Raw genomic sequence first — 20685 nt, 5'->3', positions numbered from 1 at the left:
CCCCGCGTCAGCCTACCGAAGCATGGCTGCTGCCGCGATGGGGAGCGCTCCCCTGGTGCTGCGCGACAGGCCGCCGCCAGGGTCGACTATAGCGCGATACGCCAACAACTGGATAAACCAGCAGGTCAGGACAAACACGTCCCTGACGCTCAGCAATGGGGTATTCCATGGCTCCCGGACCGTCCCGGTTTCGTGGGCGACGCCACGATGTAACGTCCGAACCGGCGCCTCTTCCTGCGCGCGGATTTTGTGGCACGTTCCTGCGCGCGGATTTTGTGGCACGCGGATTTGTTGCGCAAGCCATTCGGCGAAGTTCATGGCCGGGGACGGTAAACGGCTAGTCGAGGACCAGGCCTTTTCCTTGACCGCGTGCCAAGAGCACGGGATGGATTTCGCCGAACCCACGGACATTTTCAGCAGGCTGCGGAACGAGAATGAAGCGCTTGTCCTGATCCAGCGCGGATGCAGTCATGGAGTCGATCAGGACCGTTCCCGGATCCGCCAACGTGGTGAGACGGGCGGCGAGGTTGACCGTGGGGCCGTAGATGTCCCCCAGCCGGGACAGGATCCTGCCCCAGACCATCGCCACCCGCGCTTCCGGCAGGATCTCGTCTTCGGTGAACGCCTGTGCCAGGGCCAGCGAGATCTCGGCTCCGGCAGCCGGAGTTTCCGCGATATACAGGACTTCGTCGCCTACCGTCTTGACCAGCCGCCCGCCGCCAACGGAAATGATCTCGGCGCATTTGTTCTCAAAGCGCTGGACCAGCCGGGCGAGGGTCTTTTCATTCATCCGGCGGGAGAGACTCGTATACGAAACGAGGTCAGCAAAGCCGACGGCGCGGGCCAGCGGCAGCGGGGCGTCGTCTTCGTCGCCGTCGCGGCCTTCTTCGCTGGCCTGCAGGCCGGCTTCGGCGCGCACGGCCAGGCGTTGCACGCCGGCATTGAGTTGCCGCCGCCACGAATAGACCAGCATCTCCTCTAGTGCATCCAGTAGTGAGGGAAGTTCCTTCACCAGGCGCTTGCGGGCCACAGCGTCCGTCACGCCCTGCTCGTGGACCATGTCCTCCACCAGGGCCTCGATCTGCCAAACCACCATGCGGTCCGTCATCTGTCCGATGGACCGGGTCACGGAGATGGCGGCTTCCTCGGTCAGCACTCCGGTGCGGACCAGGTCAACCACGGTAGACAGCGCAGCCTGATCCCGTTCGGTGAAGGCGACGTCTTCGTCGCCGAAGTTCGGGAAACCGAGGGCACGCCACAGCTTCCGGGCCGAAAGGAGGGACAGCCCTGCCCCGGCGGCCACCTCACGGCGCCGCAGCTTCCGTTCGCCGCCCAACAGCCGGGCCTCGAGAGCCTTGGCAGCCACTCGTTCCGGAGAGAGTGTGCCTGTTGCCGGGTGGGCGGTTTCGGGCACGGCGGGAGCCGGCAGGTCCGCTTCGTCCCGCTGGTCCTCATCGTTCATCGTCTCCACCTTCTCTCAACTCCCACGGCAACGCTTCGTCTGTGTAATCCGATATCTCATCAGTCCCCGGGTCCCCGCCCACGGGCAGTTCGTCAATCGCATCCAGCACGAAGTCCCGGAACCGCACTGCTTCCGGGACGTCCTGGATGTTCACCACACCTTGGTACCCGGTTTCCAAGGATATATTCCCGGAGCGCAATATGCGCTGCAGCACCGACTGGTGGACCGACACGTTGCGGATCGACGCGAGGTTGACCTGCTCGTCCCGGCGCCGCACCATGCCGTAGCGGGCAACAATCCGCCGGCTCGTGAGGATGTACCGGGTTGCCTGCCACCGCAGCAGCCGAGGCAGGCAATATGCCAACCATATCCACGCAGCGGCCAAGACGCATGCAAGGACGATCCAGGGTGTCCAGTCAGCGGAAGCCAAAGGCACCAACCGGGTAGCCTCGCCCCGCACGGTCCAGGCACTGGCAAAAGCTGCAGCCGCCGGTGCCGCAATGAAGGCTGCGGCCGGGCCGGCCAGTTTCCTCGGCTGCGGGCGGGTAATCGTAATGACCTGCTCGCCCGGCACGAGGCCTTTACGCATAGCCGCTTTCAGCGCCCTGGCCCGGCGGGGTCCATGGGCGCAGGTGGACCACATCGCCGGCGGTGACCACATGCTCGCGACGGTCCTTGTCCACCACCAGCAGTGAGCCGTACTCGTCCAGCCTCGAAGCGTGCCCGATGATCTCGTGGTCACCGGGCAACTGCGCGCGCACCTGCTTGCCCAGCGTCACCATCACGGACTCCACCCGCTTGTGGAGCGAAGGGCCGCCGGCAATCCCGGCGGTGGGGTCGCCGTCGGCATTGCAGAAGCTGCGGTAGAGCACGGCGAAATGGGCGAGGTAGCTCTTGAGCAGCACGGTCCGATCAACAGTCAGCGGTTCTTCCAGGGCAACCGACGTCGCTGTGGGCACCGGGAGTTCCGACGCGGTCAAAGTCACGTTCAGGCCGGTCCCCAAAATGACCGGAGGAACAGAGCCGTCCCCCATGGGCCCCAGCTGGGCAAGGATCCCGGCGATCTTGCGGCCACGGACCAGGACGTCATTGGGCCACTTGAGCTCGGCCGGAATGCCCGCGGTCTCAAGAAGCGTCTCCCGCAGCGCCAGCGCGCCCAGCAGTGACAGCCACGAATACGTGTGCGTGGGCAGGGGCCTGCCCTCGGCATTGGCGGGCCGCAGGACCAGGGACACCGACACCGAGCTCAGCGGCGGCGCTTCCCACCGCCGGTCCAGGCGTCCGCGGGCAGCGGTCTGGTACTCGGCCGTCAGCACCGACAGGTCCGGCCACTCCTTTGGCTCAACCGTCACCGAGCGCAGGAGGTCCGCGTTGGTGGAACCGGTGGAGTCCACCACCACCACCTTGGCGACGCCTGTGGCCGCCAGGAAATCCTGGTCCGCCAAGGCTCCACGATCCAACGGATTTCCTGGGGTGTGTGAGTCATCCATGGTTGAATCCTATCGACTCAGGCGCCGCCGCTGGCTGTTCCCGCAGCCACGTGAGTGGAACCCGCGGCTCAGAGGAATATGTCCGGAACCAGGCGATCCTCCGCGGCCCCGAGGCTGTACGGACGGAAGTCGGTGACACCCGCCGCGCGGAGCACCTGTTCGTCCGTATAGAAGTTGCCGCTTGGTGCACCGGCGCCGGCCAGGTTGCTGCCGGTCAGGACGGCGTGGGCTGCGTCGGCCATGATCTGTGGTCCGCGCGCGGCCTGGACGATCTCCTGGCCGCCGGGCATGTTCCGGATGGCCGCGGTATCGATGAGCGTGCACGGCCAGAGCGAGTTGACGTTGATTCCGTCGGCCTTGAGTTCTTCGGCAAGGCCCAGCGTGGTGAGGCTCATCCCGTATTTGGCCATGGTGTAGGCCAGGTGCCTGCCTGCCCACTGGGGGTCAAGGTTCAGGGGCGGCGACAGCGTCAGGATGTGTGCGTGGGCCGATTTGCGGAGGGCGGGCAGTGACAGCTTGGACAGCAGGAACGTGCCGCGGACATTGATGTCCTGCATCAGGTCGTAACGTTTCATGTCCACGTCGTCGGTGGTGGAGAGATCGATCGCGGATGCATTGTTGAGCACGATGTCGATCCCGCCGAAGCGTTCGACGGCGGCCGCCACGGCTCCTGCGACGTCTTCGTCGCTGCGCACATCACCGACGATTGCTAGGGCGTGGCCCCCGGCGGCCTCCACCTGCTCGGCGGCGCTGAAGACGGTGCCTGCCAGCTTGGCGTGGGGCTGGCCGGTCTTGGCCATCAGGACAATATTGGCACCGTCCTGTGCCGCCCGGGTGGCAATGGCCAGCCCGATGCCGCGGCTGCCGCCGGACATCAGAATGGTGCGGCCCCGAAGGGACCCGGTGGCCTGGTAGGGCCCTGCGGCAATGGACCTTGCGTCGTTGCTGGAAGTCATGGCTCCACTGTAGCCGAGGTATGTTACTGGCGAGTAACATAGTGCTGGCCGCCGGAAAGTGCGGAAAATTGTAGGTTTTCTACAGTCGTCCCACGCAGATGCGTCATTAGACTAGCCAGCAGGGTTCGTCTCTTGTGTGGAATCTACTTAAATCCCGCGCCTGACCTGCCAGTTACCACCGCACGCAGCACCACATTGTTACAGCACCAATCTGCTACAGAGCCGGAGACACTTGATGAGCCACGATCTGACAACGACAGCGGGAAAGATCGCCGATTTCCGCGACCGCCAGGCCGGTGCAGAACAACCCTCCGGCCCCGAAGCCATCGAAAAGCAGCACGCCCGCGGCAAGAACACCGCCCGCGAGCGCGTGGAACTCCTGCTGGACGAAGGCTCGTTTGTGGAGCTTGACGCACTGGCCGTGCACCGCTCCACCGCCTTCGGCATGGAAAAGAAGAAGCCGCTCGGCGACGGGCTGGTCTCCGGCTACGGCACAGTGGACGGGCGTCCCGTTGCCGTCTACAGCCAGGACTTCTCGGTCTACGGCGGATCGTTGAGCCAGGTCAACGGCGAGAAGATCGTCAAGGTCCAGGAATTCGCCCTGCGCAACGGCTGCCCTGTAGTGGGCATCCTCGACGGCGGCGGTGCCCGCATCCAGGAAGGTGTGGCCTCCCTGGCCATGTTTGCCGACATCTTCCGCAATAACGTCCACGCTTCCGGCGTCGTCCCGCAGATCTCGCTCATCATGGGACCGTCCGCCGGCGGCGCGGCCTACTCCCCCGCCCTCACGGACTACGTGGTGATGGTGGACAAGACCTCGCACATGTTCATCACGGGACCGGACGTCATCAAGACCGTCACGGGCGAAGACGTGGACATGGAAACCCTCGGCGGCGCCCGCCAGCACAATGCCAACACGGGCACCTCAACGTACCTGGCCTCCGACGAAGCCGACGCCATCGAGTTCGTCCGCGAACTGCTGGACTTCCTGCCGTCCAACAACCTCTCCGAGGCCCCGGTGCTGGAGCACCAGCAGGAGCTGGAGATCAACGACAACGACCTCGCCCTGGACACGCTCGTCCCGGACTCTGCCAACCAGCCGTACGACATGCGTACCGTCATCGAGCAGATCGTTGACGACGCACACTTCCTGGAGATGCAGTCCCTGTATGCCCCCAACGTCATCATCGGCTACGGCCGGGTGGAGGGACACACCGTGGGCATCGTGGCCAACCAGCCGCTGCAGTTCGCCGGCACGCTGGACATTGCAGCCTCTGAGAAGGCTGCGCGCTTCGTCCGGAACTGCGATGCCTTCAACGTCCCCATCATCACCCTGGTGGATGTGCCCGGCTTCCTGCCCGGCAAGGACCAGGAGTTCCAGGGCATCATCCGCCGCGGCGCCAAGCTGCTGTACGCCTACGCCGAAGCCACCGTCCCCAAGCTGACGGTCATCACCCGCAAAGCTTACGGCGGCGCGTACATCGTGATGGGCTCCAAGAAACTCGGCGCGGACCTGAACCTGGCCTGGCCCACGGCGCAGATCGGCGTGATGGGTGCCCAGGGCGCCGTCAACATCCTGTACCGCCGCGACCTGGCCGCCGTTGCCGAGGCCGGCGGGGACGTTGAGGCCCGGCGCGCCGAGGTCATCCGCCAGTACGAAGAAGAGTTGCTGAACCCCTACCAGGCCGCCCAGCTGGGCTACGTGGACGCGGTCATCGCACCGTCCGATACCCGGGGCCACATCATCAAGGGCCTTCGCGCCCTCCGCGACAAGCGGGCGAGCCTGCCCACCAAGAAGCACGGGAACATCCCGCTGTGATCGCGAAAGATCCGCTGGTCGGAGCCCCGTTGGTTGAGCCTGTCGAAACCAATGCGCCCGCCGATGCCCCCGTGCTTTCTGTAGTCAAAGGGCAACCGTCGGCCGAGGAGCTCGCGGCGCTGACCGCCGTCGTGCTTTCCCTGGGCAGCGCGGACGCCGTGGCCGACGGGAAGCCCACCGCCCGCGACTGGGTGCGCCGCCAGCAGCTGCGGCTCGCCCCGACGCCGGGTCCCGGCGCCTGGAGGCGGAGCCGGGGTTAGGCTCGTGGGGTGACTACCGAAGCCGCCCCCGCCGCCCGTCCGCACTCCGCCATCGATGCCGTGGCGGATGACTATACCGACACACTTATCCGCCTGAACCCGTCGCTTGCCACCGAGTTGGGGCTGCCGGGGCATGAGACCGAGTACCCGGATTACTCCCCCGCCGGCATCGCCGGTTTCGCAGCGGAAGCCCGCAAGGCCCTTGCTGCCCTGGAGGGCCTCGCGCCCCAGGACGACGTCGATACTGTCACCCTGGACGCCATGCGGGAACGGCTGGGCCTCCAGCTGGAAATCCACGAGTCCGGCTGGGACGTGGCGGAGCTGAACAACATCGCCTCCCCCGCACAGGACATCCGGGCCATTTTCGACCTCATGCCCACAGACACGGCTGAGCACTGGGAACGCATCGCCGGCCGCGCGCTGAACGTCCCGGGCGCCCTCCGCGGCTACACCGAATCACTGCGCCAGGCCCGGGACGCGGGCAAGGTCGCAGCCGAACGCCAGGTCTCCATCGTCATCGAGCAGACCGCCAAATACGCCGCCGAAGACGGCTTCTTCGCCAAGCTCGCCGCCGAGGCCCGGACTGCGGACGGTCCCCTGCCGGGCGAAACGCAGGAAACGCTCGACGCCGGCGCTGCCGCTGCCCGGGGTGCCTACCGGGAGCTCGCGGAGTTCCTCCGCACAGAACTGCTCCCTGCCGCGCCGCAGCAGGACGCCGTCGGCCGGGAACGCTACGCCCTGGCCTCGCGCTCCTTCCTGGGCGCCGCCGTCGACCTCGAAGAGACCTACGCGTGGGGAGTCCAGGAACTCGACCGGCTCATCGCCGAGCAGGAAAATGTTGCGTCCATCATCAAGCCAGGGGCCAGCATCGAGGAGGCCAAGGATGTCCTCAACAACGACCCGGCCCGCCAACTCAAGGGCACGGAGGCCCTCAAGGCGTGGATGCAGGAACTCTCGGACAAGGCAGTCGCCGAGCTTGCCGGCGTGCACTTCGAGATCCCGGACGTGATGAAGAAGCTCGAATGCCTCATCGCCCCGACCGACGAGGGCGGCATCTATTACACAGGCCCCTCCGATGACTTCAGCCGACCCGGCCGGATGTGGTGGTCAGTTCCCGCCGGCGAAGACACCTTCACCACTTGGGCCGAAACCACCACGGTCTTCCATGAAGGCGTCCCCGGCCACCACCTGCAGGTGGCCACCGCCACCTACCGGCGGGAACTGCTGAACAAGTGGCGGCGGAACATCTGCTGGACTTCCGGCCACGGCGAGGGCTGGGCCCTGTACGCCGAAAAGCTTATGCAGGAACTCGGCTACCTGGCCGATCCCGGCGACCACATGGGCATGCTGGACATGCAGCGGATGCGGGCGGCCCGCGTGGTGTTCGACATCGGCGTCCACCTGGAACTGGAGATCCCCGAACGCTGGGGCAGCGGAACATGGACCCCGGAGGCGGGCTACGACTTTCTCAAAGAAAACCTGCCCATCAGCGAAGGCCAGCTCAAATTCGAATTCACGCGCTACCTCGGCTGGCCCGGCCAGGCCCCGTCCTACAAAGTGGGACAGCGCCTCTGGGAACAGATCCGGGCCGACCTCGAAACCCGGCCCGGCTTCGACCTCAAGGCCTTCCACACCAAGGCATTGAACATCGGCTCCGTAGGCCTCGATACCCTCCGCCGGGCGCTGCTCTCGTAGGTCCACCCGGGATGGGCCCGGAGGGGCCACATCCTCGGCGTGCTGCTCCTTCGTCGCTCTGACGCACGCTGCCGGATGCGCCCCCTCCGGCCCCCTGAGTGCGAGACGTTTGCCACATCCGGCGCGGGAATAACTTCACAATTGCCTTGTGGGACGCCGGATTTGCGGGATTCTTGGCTTATTGTGGCGAGGCTGCGGCGTAACATTTCTCAACATCTGTTCGCCGTGATAAGAAACCCGGGCCTAGCGTGTTCTGGTGAGCACTCAAACCCGCACCCCCGAATCCGCAGGAAAGACCGGCTTCCAGCTGCCCAAGTGGGCTGGCTCGTTCGGTTTCCAGATCATCGCCGCCCTCATTGTGGGCCTGGGCCTCGGCCTGCTGGCCAAGTACACAGGCAGCACCAAGGAGGCCCCCAACGGCCTCGGCGCCACGCTGCAGACCATTGGCTCCAGCTACGTTTCGCTGCTGCAGACCGCGGTAGTTCCGCTGATCTTCACGGCCGTGGTGAGCTCGATCTCGAACCTGCGCCAGGTCTCCAACGCCGCGAAGCTGGCCTGGAACACCCTGCTGTGGTTCGCCATCACCTCCCTGATCGCCGTCGTGATCGGCATCGGCCTCGGCGTGCTCCTGCAGCCCGGCGCCAACACCGGCATCACCCAGGAGGCCAAGTACGCCGGCAAGTCCGGTGACTGGTGGTCCTTCCTGATCGGGCTGTTCCCCAAGAACTTCCTCGGACTGGGTGCCACCTCCACCGTGACTGAAAGCGCCACCGCGGCCACCACAGTCAGCACCTCCATCAGCTTCAACGTGCTCCAGATCCTGGTGATTGCCATCGCCGTCGGCGTTGCCGCCCTCAAGGTCGGCAAGGCTGCCGAGCCGTTCCTGAACCTCAACGCGTCGGCGCTGGCCGTTATCCAGAAGGTCCTCTGGTGGATCATCCGCATCGCCCCGCTCGGCACGGTGGGCCTGATCGGCAACGCCGCGGCCGTGTACGGCTGGGACACCATCGGCGCGCTCGGCAAGTTCACGTTCGCCATCTATGTGGGCCTGGCCCTGGTGCTGTTTGTGGTTTACCCGACGCTGATCCGCTCGCACGGCCTGTCCGTGAAGCGGTACTTCTCCGGGGTCTGGCCCGCCGTGCAGCTCGCGTTTGTGTCCCGCTCCTCGATCGGAACCCTGCCGCTGACCCAGCGCGTCACGGAACGCAGCCTCGGCGTTCCCCGCGCCTACGCTTCCTTCGCCGTGCCCCTGGGCGCCACCACCAAGATGGACGGCTGCGCCGCGATCTACCCCGCGATCTCGGCCATCTTCGTGGCCCAGTTCTTCGGCGTCCAGCTGGACGTCAGCCACTACCTCCTCATCGCCCTCGTCTCGGTCCTCGGTTCCGCCGCAACGGCCGGCACCACCGGCGCCGTGGTGATGCTCACCCTGACGCTCTCCACGCTGGGACTGCCCCTGGCCGGCGTCGGACTCCTGCTCGCGGTGGACCCCATCCTGGACATGGGGCGCACCGCGGTCAACGTCGCGGGTCAGGCCCTCGTGCCCACCATCGTGGCCAAGCGGCAGGGCATGCTCGACGAGGCGCTCTACAACGCACCCCGCAACGGCACTCCGTTTGTGGACGACGACGCCGACTCCTCCGCTGCGGATCCTTCCGCCATCGCCGGAGGTACTGACTCTCCGGAAGCCGGACGCGAACTGGCCGACGCGAAGGCCTGACGCACGGCTCGAACAGCAAAGAGGAGAAGTCCCCGGGAAGTGCTCCCGGGGACTTCTCCTGTTCGGTGCCGGGTTTCGCTCAGCCCGGCCTCTTGTTAGCGGCCGCCACCTCCGATGACTCCGTTCTGGACCGCCTTGGTCACGGCGTCGGCCTCGGCCTGGGTCAGCTTGCCGTCGGTGACGGCCTGGTCCAGGCGGGTCTTCAGAGCCGCGGCGCGATCTGCCTGTTCGGCGGTGCGCAGCTCTTCAAGCGCCGCCGTGACCTTGGCCTCGTCGATGCCGAGCGTCGCCGCGAGGGACTTCGCGAGTTCAGCCTGCTTCGCGGCCGGGTCCGGCCGGGTTCCTTCAGTTCCGTCGGCCGGCGGGGTGGTGGACTTGTTGGCCTCGCGGTAGGCCTTCAGGGCCTCCGTCACCTTGGCCTCGTCCACCCCGAGCTTGGTAGCCAGTGCCGCGGCGTCCACGCCGCGGAAGCCGCCGTGGCAATGGCCACCCCGCATGCCCTTCCCTTCAGCTGGGGCAGTTCCGGTGCTCCCGTCGGCTGAGGCGCTTGAGCTGGCGCTGGGGGTGGGCGTCGGCGTCGTGGTTGCGGACGCCATGCCTGCGACGCCGATCCCGGCGCCAAGGGCCACCGCGGTGGCCGTGAGGCCAAGGGCAATTCTCTTTGTGCGTACCATTCTTGTCTCCTGGATCTGCCGTCCGGTGACGGCTGGTGAAGGTGTCCCAGACGGGACTCTTCCAGTCTTCGGCGGCAGGTTCAGGCTCAGCTGTCGGGAACCTTTCATCTTCCTGTGAATCAACTTGCGCGGCGTGCAAACTTGCACGTAGTGTAATTTCATGCCCGAACTTCTCTCGCGCCGTGAGCTGAACAAAGCCGCCACCCGCCAGGCCATCACCGATGCCGCCCTGACCCTGCTGCGCGCCCAGGGACCCGGGAATTTCACGGTGGAAGACATTGCCGAATCAGCCGGGATCTCGCGCCGCACCTTCTTCAACTACTTCAGCAGCACCGAGGCCGCACTTGCCTCCATGACGCACGGGTTCCTGGACAACGCCCTTCAGCAGTTCCGGCAGCGGCCCGCCGACGAGCCCATCCTCGAATCGGCGCGCGCGGCCCTGATGCAGCTGGCCGACCCCATGACGGTGGCGCCGCTGGCTGAACTCTTCACCCTCACCCAGGACAACGCGGTCCTGTCCCGGTCCGAACTTGAGGCGTGGGACCACTGCACCGAAGAGATCATCAGCGCGGCCCGGGAGCGCTTCGCAGGAACCCCGGGCGCCGTCGTCGACGAACTGTACCTGCGCTCCCTCGCAGGCTCCGTCATCTCCTGCGGGAAGGCGGCCATGGACGTGTGGTTCGCCCGATGCGGCGCCGATCTCTCCCCCGCATCACTCGCTGTCCTCCGGCAACTGCTCATTGACGCCATGGGCCACCTCGGCTCCGGCTTCGGCAGCCCCGTTCCGGCAGCCAGCCCCTCCGCGACGTCCACAACCGGCACTACCCACCTCAACAAAGAACGGCTCTGACATGGCCCTGCTGCTCTACCGCCTCGGCAAGTTCTCCTACCGCCACCGCTGGCTGGTCATTTCGCTCTGGCTCGCGGCGCTGGTGGCCGTCGGCGGCTCAGCAGCCGCCTTCCACGGCACGCTGTCCAATAACTTCCAGATTCCGGGCACTGAGACACAGCGGATCGCGGACAAGCTGAAGCAGGAACTGCCGGCAGCGTCGGGCGGCTCTGCCACGATCGTCTTTGAAGCCCCGGAAGGCGGTTTTACTGACGGTAGCCGCGCCGCCGTCACGGCTGCCCTCACCAAGCTTGGTGACCTGCCTGACGTCAAGGCCACGGTGGATCCCTTCGCCACGCAGGCCCAGCTGGACCAGGCCGGGCATGCCATCGCCGACGGCGAGCAGCAGCTCGCCGCGGGCAAGGCCCGCCTGGATGCCTCACGTGCCGAGCTCGCCGCCGGCACCGCGCAGCTGAACGCCGCGGAGAAGCAGCTCGCTGCCGGCGGCGCAACTGCAGCCATGATCGAGGCCCGGCTCGAAGCACAGAAGGCCGCCCTGGCACAGGGCCAGGCGCAGCTCGACGCCGGCACACAGGAATGGGAGGCCGCCAAGGCCAAGCTCGATCTGGGCAAGCGGCAGGCGGAGGCATCCGGCGGGATCCGGTTTGTCTCGGCGGACGGCCAGGCTGCCGTGGCACAGGTGCAGTTCAACACCTCCATCAACGCCCTCACCCCGGCGGTGCGCCAGCAAGTGCAGGACATCGCGCATGAGACTTCGTCCGCGGGCGTGACGGCACTGGCCAGCAAGGAAATCACCGAAGACATTTCAGAACTCTTCGGCACGGCCGAAATCATCGGCATCGGCGTGGCGGCCCTGGTCCTGATCCTGATGCTCGGCACGCTCATCGCCGCGGGTCTGCCGCTGCTGATGGCCGTCATCGGCGTCGGTGTCGGGGTGGGCATCACGTTCGCACTGTCCGGCGCCTTCGAGATGAGCTCCATCTCCCCCATGCTTGCCCTGATGCTGGGCCTCGCGGTTGGCATCGACTACTCCCTGTTCATCGTCAACCGGCACCGGACCCAGCTGCTTGCAGGCATGGATCCTGAGGAATCCGTGGCACGCGCCACCGGAACCTCGGGCAACGCCGTGCTTTTTGCCGGCCTGACGGTCATCATTGCCCTGGCCGCCCTGGTGGTGCCCGGGCTGCCGTTCCTGAGCGTGATGGGCCTGGCAGCAGCCGGCACCGTCGCGGTGGCCGTCCTGGTGGCGCTCACCCTGACCCCGGCCCTGCTGTCCCTGATCGGCCGGCGCATCATTTCCCGGCGGGCCTGGGCCAAGGCCGATGCCCACAACGCCGAGGCCGGCCACGAGGTTGCCGACCAGGCCAAGGATGAGGAAAAGAGCACCCAGGGCTGGGGCGGCCTGGTCACCCGGCACCCGGTTGTGGCGCTCGTCGCCGGCGTACTCCTGCTGGGAACGCTGGCCCTGCCCGCCGCACAGCTCCAGCTGGCACTGCCCGACGGCGGCTCCGAACCGGTGGACTCCGAGGCCTACCAGGCCTATGACGTCACCGCCCGCAGCTTCGGCGAGGGCGTCACCGGACCCATTGTGGTAGTGGGTGAATTCCCGGCCGGACTGGACGAAACCCGGGCCCAGGAACTGCAGTATGACGTCGCGGACCTGATCCGTGGCGTGGACAACGTGGTGGCAACAGTGCCCGTGGCACTGAGTGAAGACCGCCGCACCGCCGTATTCCAGGTCATCCCGGAAGAGGGGCCCGCCAAGGCCGGCACGGTGCAGGTGGTGAGCGAACTCCGCGAACGCGGCACCCAGATCCAGGCCGAAACGGGGGTCACCATCGGCCTGACCGGGCAGACCGCCGGCAACATCGACGTCTCCACAAAACTCGGTGACGCCCTGCCGCCGTACCTGGCGATCGTCGTCGGGCTTTCCCTCATCCTGCTGCTGCTGGTATTCCGCTCCATTGTGGTTCCCCTCCTGGCAACCGGCGGTTTCCTGCTGTCCCTGGCCGCCGCTTTCGGCCTGGTGGTGGCCGTATACCAGTGGGGCTGGCTGGGGGGAGTGTTCGACGTCGCCAATCCCGGCGCGGTCCTGAGCTTCCTGCCGATCATCCTGATCGGTGTGCTGTTCGGCCTGGCGATGGACTACCAGGTGTTCATCGCCTCCGGCATGCGTGAGTCCTACATGCACGGCGCCCCGGCCAAAAAGGCCGTACGCATCGGCTTCACCCACGCCGGCGCCGTGGTGACCGCCGCCGCGATCATCATGGTCAGCGTGTTCGCCGGCTTCATCTTCAGCCACCTGACCATGGTCCGGCCGCTGGGCTTCGCCATGGCGTTCGGTGTGCTGCTGGACGCGTTTGTGGTCCGCATGACCATCGTGCCGGCTGTGATGTACCTGCTGGGCGAAAAGACCTGGTGGCTGCCCAAGTGGCTGGACCGGATCCTGCCCGACGTGGACGTGGAGGGCGCCCGGCTGGAACGCCGCGAAAACGAGCCGCAGAAGCTGACCGAGCCCGTCCACTAGGCTAAAACGGTGACCCGCCTCATCCTCGCCTCTCAGTCCCCCGCCCGCACCAAGCTCCTGGCCGACGCCGGCATCCGGCACTCCGTGCTGGTCTCCGACGTGGACGAGGACGCGGTCCAGGCCCACTACGGCGTCACGGATCCGCACGATACCGCGCTGCTGCTGGCCCGCGCCAAGGCCGAGGCGGTGGCCGCGTTGCCGGAAGCGGAGGGCGCGCTGGTCATCGGCTGCGACTCCATCTTCGAGTTCGACGGCGAGGCACACGGCAAACCGTACACGGCCGCCGTCGCCCGCGAACGGATGCTGCGGATGAGCGGCAACAGCGGTGTCCTGCACACCGGGCACTGGCTGGTGGACTGCCGCGCGACGGCAGCCGATGACGAGCCCGCCGAGATAGGCACCGACGCAGCGGCCGACGGCGGCAGCACGGCACCGGGATCCGGCGCCACGCTCGGGGCGGTCGCCTCCGCCGAGGTCCACTTCACCGAGATGGATCCGGAAGAGATCGACGCGTACATCGCCACGGGCGAACCGCTGCACTGCGCCGGCTCCTTTACGATCGACGGCCTGGGCGGGGCGTTCATCCGGAAGGTGGACGGGGATCCGCACGCCGTCGTCGGGCTGTCAGTCTCCACGCTGCGCAGTCTCCTCGGGCACGCCAACGTACGCATCACGGACCTGTGGTCCGCCGAATAATTGCGGCGATTTTCCGACCAATTGTAGGTTCCCTACAAAGCCGCGCCCGTTTACACGCGGAAACCGCAAGTAACATCGGCGGAACCCACAAAATCGCGCTAGGCTCCCTGAAGGAAAGAAGGAGACGCCTTGTCAGCAAATTTGGAGCAGTCCGCTAGTCCCGTGCAGTCGAACCTCACCAAGGTGCTGATCGCAAACCGAGGCGAAATCGCAGTGCGCATCATCCGCGCGGCACGCGACGAGGGCATTGCCTCCGTGGCTGTCTACGCCGATCCGGACCGCGACGCGCTCCATGTCAGGCTGGCCGACGAGGCCTACTCCCTGGGTGGCAACACCGCCGCGGAGTCCTACCTGGTGATGGACAAGATCATTGACGTTGCCCGCCAGTCCGGTGCCGACGGCATCCACCCCGGTTACGGTTTCCTCGCCGAAAACGCCGAGTTCGCCGCCAAGGTCATCGCGGCCGGCATCACCTGGATCGGCCCGTCCCCCGAGGCCATCTCCGCCCTCGGCGACAAGGTGCAGGCCCGTCACATCGCCGAGAAAGTGGGCGCACCCCAGGTCCCCGGCACCGCCGATCCTGTGCAGTCGGCCGAGGAAATCCTTGAGTTCGTAGACAAGTTCGGCCTGCCCGTGGCCATCAAGGCAGCCTTCGGCGGCGGCGGCCGCGGCATCAAGGTGGCCCGCACCCGCGAAGAAATCCCGGAGCTCTTCGAGTCTGCCGTCCGTGAGGCCACCGCAGCCTTCGGCCGAGGCGAGTGCTTCATCGAACGCTTCCTGGACGCCCCGCGCCACGTCGAAACACAGTGCCTCGCGGACGCCCACGGCAACGTCGTTGTCATCTCCACGCGTGACTGCTCGCTGCAGCGCCGCAACCAGAAGCTCGTTGAAGAAGCACCGGCCCCATTCCTCACAGAAGAGCAGAACCGCCGCCTGTACGAATCCTCCAAGGCCATCCTGAAGGAAGCCGGATACCAGGGCGCCGGAACCTGCGAGTTCCTGGTGGGCCAGGACGGCACCATCTCCTTCCTCGAGGTCAACACCCGCCTGCAGGTGGAGCACTGCGTCTCCGAAGAGGTCACGGGCATTGACCTGGTCCGCGAACAGTTCCGGCTGGCCCGCGGCGAGGAGCTCGGCTACGGCGACCCCGAGGTCCGTGGACACTCGTTCGAATTCCGCATCACCGGCGAGGACCCGGGCCGCAACTTCATGCCCGCCCCCGGCACCATCACCACCCTGAAGAACCCCACAGGCCCCGGCATCCGGATCGATTCCGGCGTGGAGGAGGGCGATGTTATCAGCGGCAACTTCGACTCGATGCTCTCCAAGCTGATCGTCACCGGCGCCACCCGCGCCCAGGCCCTGCAGCGTTCGCGGCGCGCCTTGGAGGAAATGGTGGTGGGGGGCATCCCCACCGTTATCCCGTTCGACCTCGCCGTTGTTTCGGACCCCGCTTTTGCGCCCGCGGAGGGGCCTTTCAGCATCCACACCCGCTGGATTGAAACCGAATTCGTCAACAACATTCCCGCCTGGACGCCGGACGGAACCGCTGAAGCCAGTGGCGACGCCGGTGAACGCCAGCGCGTGGTGGTTGAAGTGGGTGGCAAGCGCCTCGAGGTTATCCTGCCGGCCTCCCTTGGTTCGATCGGGGCGGGTTCCGCCGCCGGCGCGAAGTCCAACAAGTCCAAGAAACGCGTCCGTTCAGGCGGAGCGGCTGCGGCCGCCGCCGGCGACGCGCTGACCTCCCCGATGCAGGGCACCATCGTCAAGGTTGCCGTGGCAAACGGCGACGTTGTGTCCGAGGGTGACCTGGTGGTGGTGCTCGAAGCGATGAAGATGGAACAGCCCCTGACCGCGCACCGTTCCGGCATCATCACCGGACTCAGCGCAGTGGCCGGTGAGACGGTTTCGGCCGGCGCCGTCATCGCCACGATCGAAGACTAGACCCTGCCGGAGGCACCCCATGCTCGCACCCAGTTTTGAAGAAGAAGTAGACCGCTACCACCTGGCGGTTCCGGAAATCACCCGCGGGAATCCCGGTGCCGTCAAGGACCTGTATTCCAGGCTCGACGACGTCACGCTGGCCAACCCGTTCGGCGGCATCGCACGTGGCTGGGCCCAGGTGGAGGCCCGGCTGGACCAGGCGTCCCGGCAGTTCCAGGACGGCGAGATGCTGGGCTTCGACACCATCACCTCCTACACCGCACGCGACACGGCCTACCTGGTGGAGACGGAGCATTTCCGGGCCCGTCTGGAGGGCGCCGCGGCGCCGGAAGAGTTCGCGCTCCGCGTGACCAGCATCTTCCGGCGCGAAGAAGGCTACTGGAAGCTGGTCCACCGCCACGCAGATCCTGCCGCCCAGCCGCAGTCCCGCCGGTCCCTCGCGCAGCCTGCCAGCCACTGACGTCCCTCTGGCGCCGGGGCTGTGCTCCGGCGCCAACTGCAGGCTGGCGCTGGGCGTCCTCTGGCGTTGAGCTGGGGCGAAAGGCACACTTAGCGTGTGAAGCCTTTCCTGTTCCTTGCCTCCCGGGCTGAAGACGCCGCCGCCGAGGAAGAGTATGAGGCGTACCTGACCTATGGCGGGCTGACCCCTTCGCAGCTGAGGCGTGTCCGGCTTGAGGCCGCTCCCCTGCCGCAACTGGACCTGGCCGAATTCTCAGGCGTGATTGTGGGCGGGAGTCCCTTCACGTCCAGCGACCCGGCAGACCACAAGAGCGAAACGCAGCACCGGGTGGAGCATGAACTGGCCGGGCTGCTGGACCGGATCGTGGCCCGCGACTTTCCGTTTCTGGGCGCCTGCTACGGCGTGGGGACTCTGGGCAGGCACCAGGGCGCCGTGATCGACAGGACCTTCGGCGAACAGCTGGGCGGGGTGGAAATCGAGCTGACGGAGGCGGGGCTCGCGGATCCGCTCCTGCACGGGATGCCACGGCGTTTCACCGCCTTCACCGGGCATAAGGAGGCTTGCACCAGATTGCCCTCCCACGCGGTGCTGCTGGCATCCTCCCAGGCCTGCCCCGTCCACATGTTCCGCATCAAGCAGAACCTGTACGCCACACAGTTTCACCCGGAACTGGACGCGGAGGGGCTGGTCACCCGGATCGATATCTACCGGCATGCCGGATACTTCCCGCCGGAGTCCGCCGAGGAGCTCATGGCTGACGCGCGGACGTACACCGCCACGGAGCCCATGAAGATCCTCCGTAACTTCGTGGCCCGCTACGGCAACTGACAGCGGCAACTGGAGCCCCGCCGTCGTGCGTTCCTCCCCGGTTGGTCCCGCCGCACACAGCAATGCCCGGCGCGCTCCCCGGAATAACGGGGAACACGCCGGGCAGTTCTGTCAGCAACCGGGCTGGAAGGCCCGACGGCGGGGCGTCAGGCTACGTTGTTCTCGTAGTCCAGGTCGCGGGTTTCCTTGCTCACGAACAGCGCAATCAGGGTCAGCACGGACATCGCGGTCAGGTAGACACCCACCAGGACCGGGCTGCCGTCGGCCAGCTCCCAGAGCGCGACGGCGATGAACGGAGCCACCGCAGCACCCAGGATGCTGGACACGTTGTAACTGACGGCGGATCCCGTGTAGCGCACATTGGTGGGGAACAGTTCCGGCAGCAGCGCACCCATGGGGCCGAACGTGAGGCCCATCAGGGAGAAGCCGATGACCAGCAGGGCCATGGTGCCCACGAAGCCGCCGCTGAACAGCGGGACGAACAGCAGGCCGAAGACGAAGATGCCACCGGTGACGGTCAACAGCATCTTGCGGCGGCCGTACTTCTCCGCCAATGGTCCGGAAACAAGGGTGAAGATGCCGAAGAAGACGACGCCGGCAATCAGCATCCAGAGGAAGTCGTTGCGGGTGAAGCCCAGGCCGGGAACAAACGCTGCCGCGGCGGCCTCGGACATCGGCTTGCCGGCCTTCTCGGCGGCAGCCCGGGCGGCATCCAGGTTGGAGGCTCGGGTGCCGTAGGTCAGCGTGAACGTGGTCATCAGGTAGAAGAGCACGTACGTGGCGAGCATGATGAACGTGCCCAGGATGAGCGGACGCCAGCTGGTCTTGAAGACCCGGGCCAGCGGCAGCTTGGCCACCTCATTGGATTCGAGCACCTTGGTGAAGGCAGGCGTTTCGATCAGTTTGAGGCGGACGTACAGGCCGATGATCACCATGACGGCGCTGAGCAGGAACGGCACGCGCCAGCCCCAGGCCAGGAAGTCGGCCGGTGTCAGTGCATAGCTGGCCACCAGGAAGATCACGTTGGCGATGATGAAGCCGATGGGTGCACCGAGCTGCGGGAACGTGCCGTAGATGGCGCGCTTGTTGGCCGGGGCGTTTTCCGTGGCCAGCAGGGCCGCGCCGCTCCATTCGCCGCCGAGGGCGAGGCCCTGGGCGAAGCGCATAACAACGAGCAGTGCCGGAGCCCAGAACTGCCAGCCCGGGACCAGCGCAGTGGGCAGGCAGCCGATCAGGAAGGTGGCAATGCCCATGGTCAGCAACGAGGCCACCAGGGTGCCCTTGCGGCCGAACTTGTCGCCGAAGTGGCCAAAGACGATGGATCCCAGCGGGCGGGCAACGAAAGCCACGCCGAAGACAGCGAAGGAGCTGAGCAGCTGGGTGGTCTCATTCTGGTTGGGGAAGAACAGCGCCGGGAAGACCAGTACGGCGGCGGTGGCGTAGACGTAGAAATCGTAGAACTCAACGGTGGTGCCGATCAGGCTGGCCACAATCACGCGGCCGCGTGAGTTCACCGCCTTGGGGGATCCTTGCTCCGCGGTGGTTTGCGTAGATGACATATGAACACTTTCCTGAGAACCGGCCGGGCCCGGTAGGGTCCGGCATGCAGTAGTTAGAGTTCAATATTAGTTCCGGCCGTCCAGTCAATGGACAAAAGGTCCACCATATGGACTAGTGGCACACGTCTCATCCTTCGGTCCGTTAACTCTCCTCACGTCGCCCGTCGGTTGCCGATAGGCAAATGTCACAGCGCGTTAACAAACGGCGACCGTCCATGAAACGCACGTTCTCTACCTTGGAAGGACAACATCCCCCAAGAGGAGGTCCACCGTGACTGTTGACCGCAGCGCAGATGCCGGCACCGGCAATTCCGTAGATATAGACACCGCCCCGTTGCACGGAGGCGTGTCTTCATCCGCCAGCGCCCAGCCCTCCACCCGTACAACCGACGCCCCCGCCCTTGAATTCCGTCCTGGCCGCTGGATCGCCAACTGGAACGCCGAGAACAAAGAGCAGTGGGAGTCCGCCGGCCGAACCATCGCCCGCCGCAACCTGAACTGGTCCATCTTCGCCGAGTTCCTCGGCTTTGTGGTCTGGCAGCTCTGGTCCATCGTGGTGGTCCAGCTCCCGGCAGCCGGCTTTACGTTCACCACCTCGGAAATCTTCTGGCTGATCTCGATGCCCAGCCTGGTAGGCGCCACGCTCCGGATCCCCTACACCTTTATGGTTCCCCGCTTCGGCGGCCGGAACTGGACCATCGTGTCCGCGCTCCTCCTTCTGATTCCCGCCGTTGGCCTGGGACTCTGCGTCTCCAATCCGGAAACCCCGTTCGGTGTGATGCTGCTGGTGGCTGCACTTGCAGGCTTCGGCGGCGGCAACTTCGCCAGTTCCATGGCCAACATCACGTTCTTCTACCCGGCCCGTGAAAAGGGCTGGGCTCTCGGCCTGAACGCCGCAGGCGGCAACATGGGTGCCGCCGTCGCACAGCTCGCCGTCCCGATTGCGATCACCCTGCTCGCGGTCGGCAGCGTCAACCTGCCGATGGCCGGCTGGATGTGGATCCCCTTCATCCTGATCGCCGCCTTCGGTGCCTGGAAGTACATGGACAACCTCACCAGCGCCAAGGGTGACGTGGCCGGCTCGGTCGCGGCGCTCAAGGAACCGCACCTCTGGATCATGGCGCTGCTGTACATCGGCACCTTCGGTTCGTTCATCGGCTTCGCCGGCGTGTTCCCCAAGCTCATCAAGGACTACTTCCCGGCCTTCTCCTCCATCGGAGTCGGCACCGTGGCACTCTCGCTGGCCTTCCTCGGCCCGCTGGTCGGTTCACTCGCCCGCCCCTACGGCGGACGCATGGCTGACCGCATGGGCGGGGCCCGGATGACCGTGGCGGCCTTCGCCTCCATGGCCGTCATCACCCTGACCATGATCTGGACCCTGCCGCTGAAGAACTTCTGGCTGTTCCTGGTCCTCTTCCTGATGCTTTTCACCGCCAGCGGCTTCGGCAACGGCGCAACCTACCGGATGATCCCCATCATCTTCGCAACGTCCAGCCGGGCTGCGAAGTCCGGTGCCAGCACGGTGGAGACCCAGCGGCTAGCGTCATCGGCCCTCGGACTGATCTCGGCCATCGGCGCCTACGGCGGCTTCGTTATCCCGCAGGTCCTGAACGCTTCCAACACAGCCAGCGGCTCCTATACCCCGGCCTTCTACGGTTTCGTCGGAGCCTACGTTGTAATGCTGGCGGTCTGCTGGTTCTGCTACATCCGCAACGCCAACCGAAACGCGATGGGACACGTCTAAC

18 protein-coding genes are annotated in these 20685 nt (G+C 66.1%); 11 read left to right on the top strand and 7 right to left on the bottom strand.

Annotated features, from left to right (window positions below; translation table 11 throughout):
* Positions 1-12: 12 nt before the first annotated feature.
* The 5 genes from NG696_RS06765 to NG696_RS06745 form a co-directional block, all read right to left on the bottom strand.
* Positions 13-318, bottom strand: coding sequence for a hypothetical protein (locus NG696_RS06765; RefSeq protein WP_252566202.1), 306 nt, complete (start codon positions 316-318; stop codon positions 13-15).
* A 19-nt stretch (positions 319-337) separates the two neighbouring features.
* Complete coding sequence (locus tag NG696_RS06760; RefSeq protein ID WP_141139924.1) at positions 338-1462, bottom strand: adenylate/guanylate cyclase domain-containing protein; 1125 nt, start codon at positions 1460-1462, stop codon at positions 338-340.
* Entirely contained in the window at positions 1452-2051 is a 600-nt protein-coding gene (locus NG696_RS06755; RefSeq protein ID WP_252574884.1) for a PH domain-containing protein, read from the bottom strand. Before NG696_RS06755 ends, NG696_RS06760 begins: the two co-directional genes overlap by 11 nt.
* Positions 2044-2952 carry a biotin--[acetyl-CoA-carboxylase] ligase gene (locus tag NG696_RS06750; RefSeq protein ID WP_252566208.1) on the bottom strand — a complete coding sequence of 303 codons (909 nt, stop codon included), beginning with the start codon at positions 2950-2952 and terminating at the stop codon, positions 2044-2046. The genes NG696_RS06755 and NG696_RS06750 overlap by 8 nt, the downstream gene beginning before the upstream one ends.
* Positions 2953-3020: 68 nt before the next feature.
* The gene (locus NG696_RS06745; RefSeq protein ID WP_252574882.1) at positions 3021-3908 is read right to left on the bottom strand and encodes an SDR family oxidoreductase; all 888 of its coding nucleotides are present in this window, start codon (positions 3906-3908) and stop codon (positions 3021-3023) included.
* A 235-nt stretch (positions 3909-4143) separates the two neighbouring features.
* Here NG696_RS06745 and NG696_RS06740 point away from each other — a divergent pair, with 235 nt between their 5' ends.
* The 4 genes from NG696_RS06740 to NG696_RS06725 all read left to right on the top strand — a co-directional run bounded on the left by NG696_RS06740 (position 4144) and on the right by NG696_RS06725 (position 9402).
* Positions 4144-5727, top strand: coding sequence for an acyl-CoA carboxylase subunit beta (locus NG696_RS06740; RefSeq protein WP_252566213.1), 1584 nt, complete (start codon positions 4144-4146; stop codon positions 5725-5727).
* A complete protein-coding gene (locus tag NG696_RS06735) occupies positions 5724-5987 on the top strand; it encodes an acyl-CoA carboxylase subunit epsilon (protein ID WP_252566216.1) in 264 nt (87 codons plus the stop codon). The genes NG696_RS06740 and NG696_RS06735 overlap by 4 nt, the downstream gene beginning before the upstream one ends.
* A gap of 9 nt (positions 5988-5996) precedes the next feature.
* The gene (locus tag NG696_RS06730; RefSeq protein ID WP_252574880.1) at positions 5997-7682 is read left to right on the top strand and encodes a DUF885 domain-containing protein; all 1686 of its coding nucleotides are present in this window, start codon (positions 5997-5999) and stop codon (positions 7680-7682) included.
* Positions 7683-7938: 256 nt separating this feature from the next.
* Positions 7939-9402, top strand: a complete 1464-nt coding sequence (locus tag NG696_RS06725; protein ID WP_252566221.1) for a dicarboxylate/amino acid:cation symporter — start codon at positions 7939-7941, stop codon at positions 9400-9402.
* A gap of 95 nt (positions 9403-9497) precedes the next feature.
* Here the strand turns inward: NG696_RS06725 and NG696_RS06720 are convergent, their stop codons facing one another.
* Positions 9498-10076, bottom strand: coding sequence for a hypothetical protein (locus NG696_RS06720; protein WP_252574878.1), 579 nt, complete (start codon positions 10074-10076; stop codon positions 9498-9500).
* 160 nt (positions 10077-10236) lie between these two features.
* Between NG696_RS06720 and NG696_RS06715 the strand changes: the two genes are divergently transcribed.
* The 6 genes from NG696_RS06715 (at position 10237) to NG696_RS06690 (ending at position 17381) form a co-directional block, all read left to right on the top strand.
* The gene (locus NG696_RS06715; RefSeq protein WP_252574876.1) at positions 10237-10926 is read left to right on the top strand and encodes a TetR/AcrR family transcriptional regulator; all 690 of its coding nucleotides are present in this window, start codon (positions 10237-10239) and stop codon (positions 10924-10926) included.
* A gap of 1 nt (position 10927) precedes the next feature.
* Positions 10928-13453 carry an MMPL family transporter gene (locus NG696_RS06710; protein ID WP_252566229.1) on the top strand — a complete coding sequence of 842 codons (2526 nt, stop codon included), beginning with the start codon at positions 10928-10930 and terminating at the stop codon, positions 13451-13453.
* Between the two features lie 9 nt (positions 13454-13462).
* Positions 13463-14149, top strand: a complete 687-nt coding sequence (locus tag NG696_RS06705; protein WP_252566232.1) for a Maf family protein — start codon at positions 13463-13465, stop codon at positions 14147-14149.
* Between the two features lie 129 nt (positions 14150-14278).
* Positions 14279-16093 carry an acetyl/propionyl/methylcrotonyl-CoA carboxylase subunit alpha gene (locus NG696_RS06700; RefSeq protein WP_252566235.1) on the top strand — a complete coding sequence of 605 codons (1815 nt, stop codon included), beginning with the start codon at positions 14279-14281 and terminating at the stop codon, positions 16091-16093.
* 19 nt (positions 16094-16112) lie between these two features.
* Positions 16113-16553, top strand: coding sequence for a YybH family protein (locus tag NG696_RS06695; protein ID WP_252566237.1), 441 nt, complete (start codon positions 16113-16115; stop codon positions 16551-16553).
* A 96-nt stretch (positions 16554-16649) separates the two neighbouring features.
* Positions 16650-17381 carry a glutamine amidotransferase gene (locus NG696_RS06690; protein WP_252566240.1) on the top strand — a complete coding sequence of 244 codons (732 nt, stop codon included), beginning with the start codon at positions 16650-16652 and terminating at the stop codon, positions 17379-17381.
* 146 nt (positions 17382-17527) lie between these two features.
* Here NG696_RS06690 and NG696_RS06685 read toward each other — a convergent pair whose 3' ends face one another.
* On the bottom strand, positions 17528-18940 hold the full coding sequence (locus NG696_RS06685; RefSeq protein WP_252566243.1) for an MFS transporter: 1413 nt from the start codon (positions 18938-18940) through the stop codon (positions 17528-17530).
* A 271-nt stretch (positions 18941-19211) separates the two neighbouring features.
* Here NG696_RS06685 and NG696_RS06680 point away from each other — a divergent pair, with 271 nt between their 5' ends.
* Entirely contained in the window at positions 19212-20684 is a 1473-nt protein-coding gene (locus tag NG696_RS06680) for an MFS transporter (protein WP_252566246.1), read from the top strand.
* Position 20685: the final 1 nt, after the last annotated feature.

The sequence above is a fragment of the Pseudarthrobacter cellobiosi genome (assembly GCF_023913755.1).
In the GTDB taxonomy this organism is placed as follows: Bacteria; Actinomycetota; Actinomycetes; order Actinomycetales; family Micrococcaceae; genus Arthrobacter; species Arthrobacter cellobiosi.
Note: the sequence above shows the minus strand (reverse complement) of the source record. Positions and strands in the feature narration are given on the sequence as shown.

What these genes read in the sequence shown, in the direction of transcription:
- NG696_RS06760 (WP_141139924.1), bottom strand. Translation starts at nt 1,462, where the DNA reads ATGAACGATGAGGACCAGCGGGACGAAGCGGACCTGCCGGCTCCCGCC.
- NG696_RS06715 (WP_252574876.1), top strand. Translation starts at nt 10,237, where the DNA reads ATGCCCGAACTTCTCTCGCGCCGTGAGCTGAACAAAGCCGCCACCCGC.
- NG696_RS06755 (WP_252574884.1), bottom strand. Translation starts at nt 2,051, where the DNA reads ATGCGTAAAGGCCTCGTGCCGGGCGAGCAGGTCATTACGATTACCCGC.
- NG696_RS06765 (WP_252566202.1), bottom strand. Translation starts at nt 318, where the DNA reads ATGAACTTCGCCGAATGGCTTGCGCAACAAATCCGCGTGCCACAAAAT.
- NG696_RS06710 (WP_252566229.1), top strand. Translation starts at nt 10,928, where the DNA reads ATGGCCCTGCTGCTCTACCGCCTCGGCAAGTTCTCCTACCGCCACCGC.
- NG696_RS06745 (WP_252574882.1), bottom strand. Translation starts at nt 3,908, where the DNA reads ATGACTTCCAGCAACGACGCAAGGTCCATTGCCGCAGGGCCCTACCAG.
- NG696_RS06695 (WP_252566237.1), top strand. Translation starts at nt 16,113, where the DNA reads ATGCTCGCACCCAGTTTTGAAGAAGAAGTAGACCGCTACCACCTGGCG.
- NG696_RS06740 (WP_252566213.1), top strand. Translation starts at nt 4,144, where the DNA reads ATGAGCCACGATCTGACAACGACAGCGGGAAAGATCGCCGATTTCCGC.
- NG696_RS06720 (WP_252574878.1), bottom strand. Translation starts at nt 10,076, where the DNA reads ATGGTACGCACAAAGAGAATTGCCCTTGGCCTCACGGCCACCGCGGTG.
- NG696_RS06750 (WP_252566208.1), bottom strand. Translation starts at nt 2,952, where the DNA reads ATGGATGACTCACACACCCCAGGAAATCCGTTGGATCGTGGAGCCTTG.
- NG696_RS06685 (WP_252566243.1), bottom strand. Translation starts at nt 18,940, where the DNA reads ATGTCATCTACGCAAACCACCGCGGAGCAAGGATCCCCCAAGGCGGTG.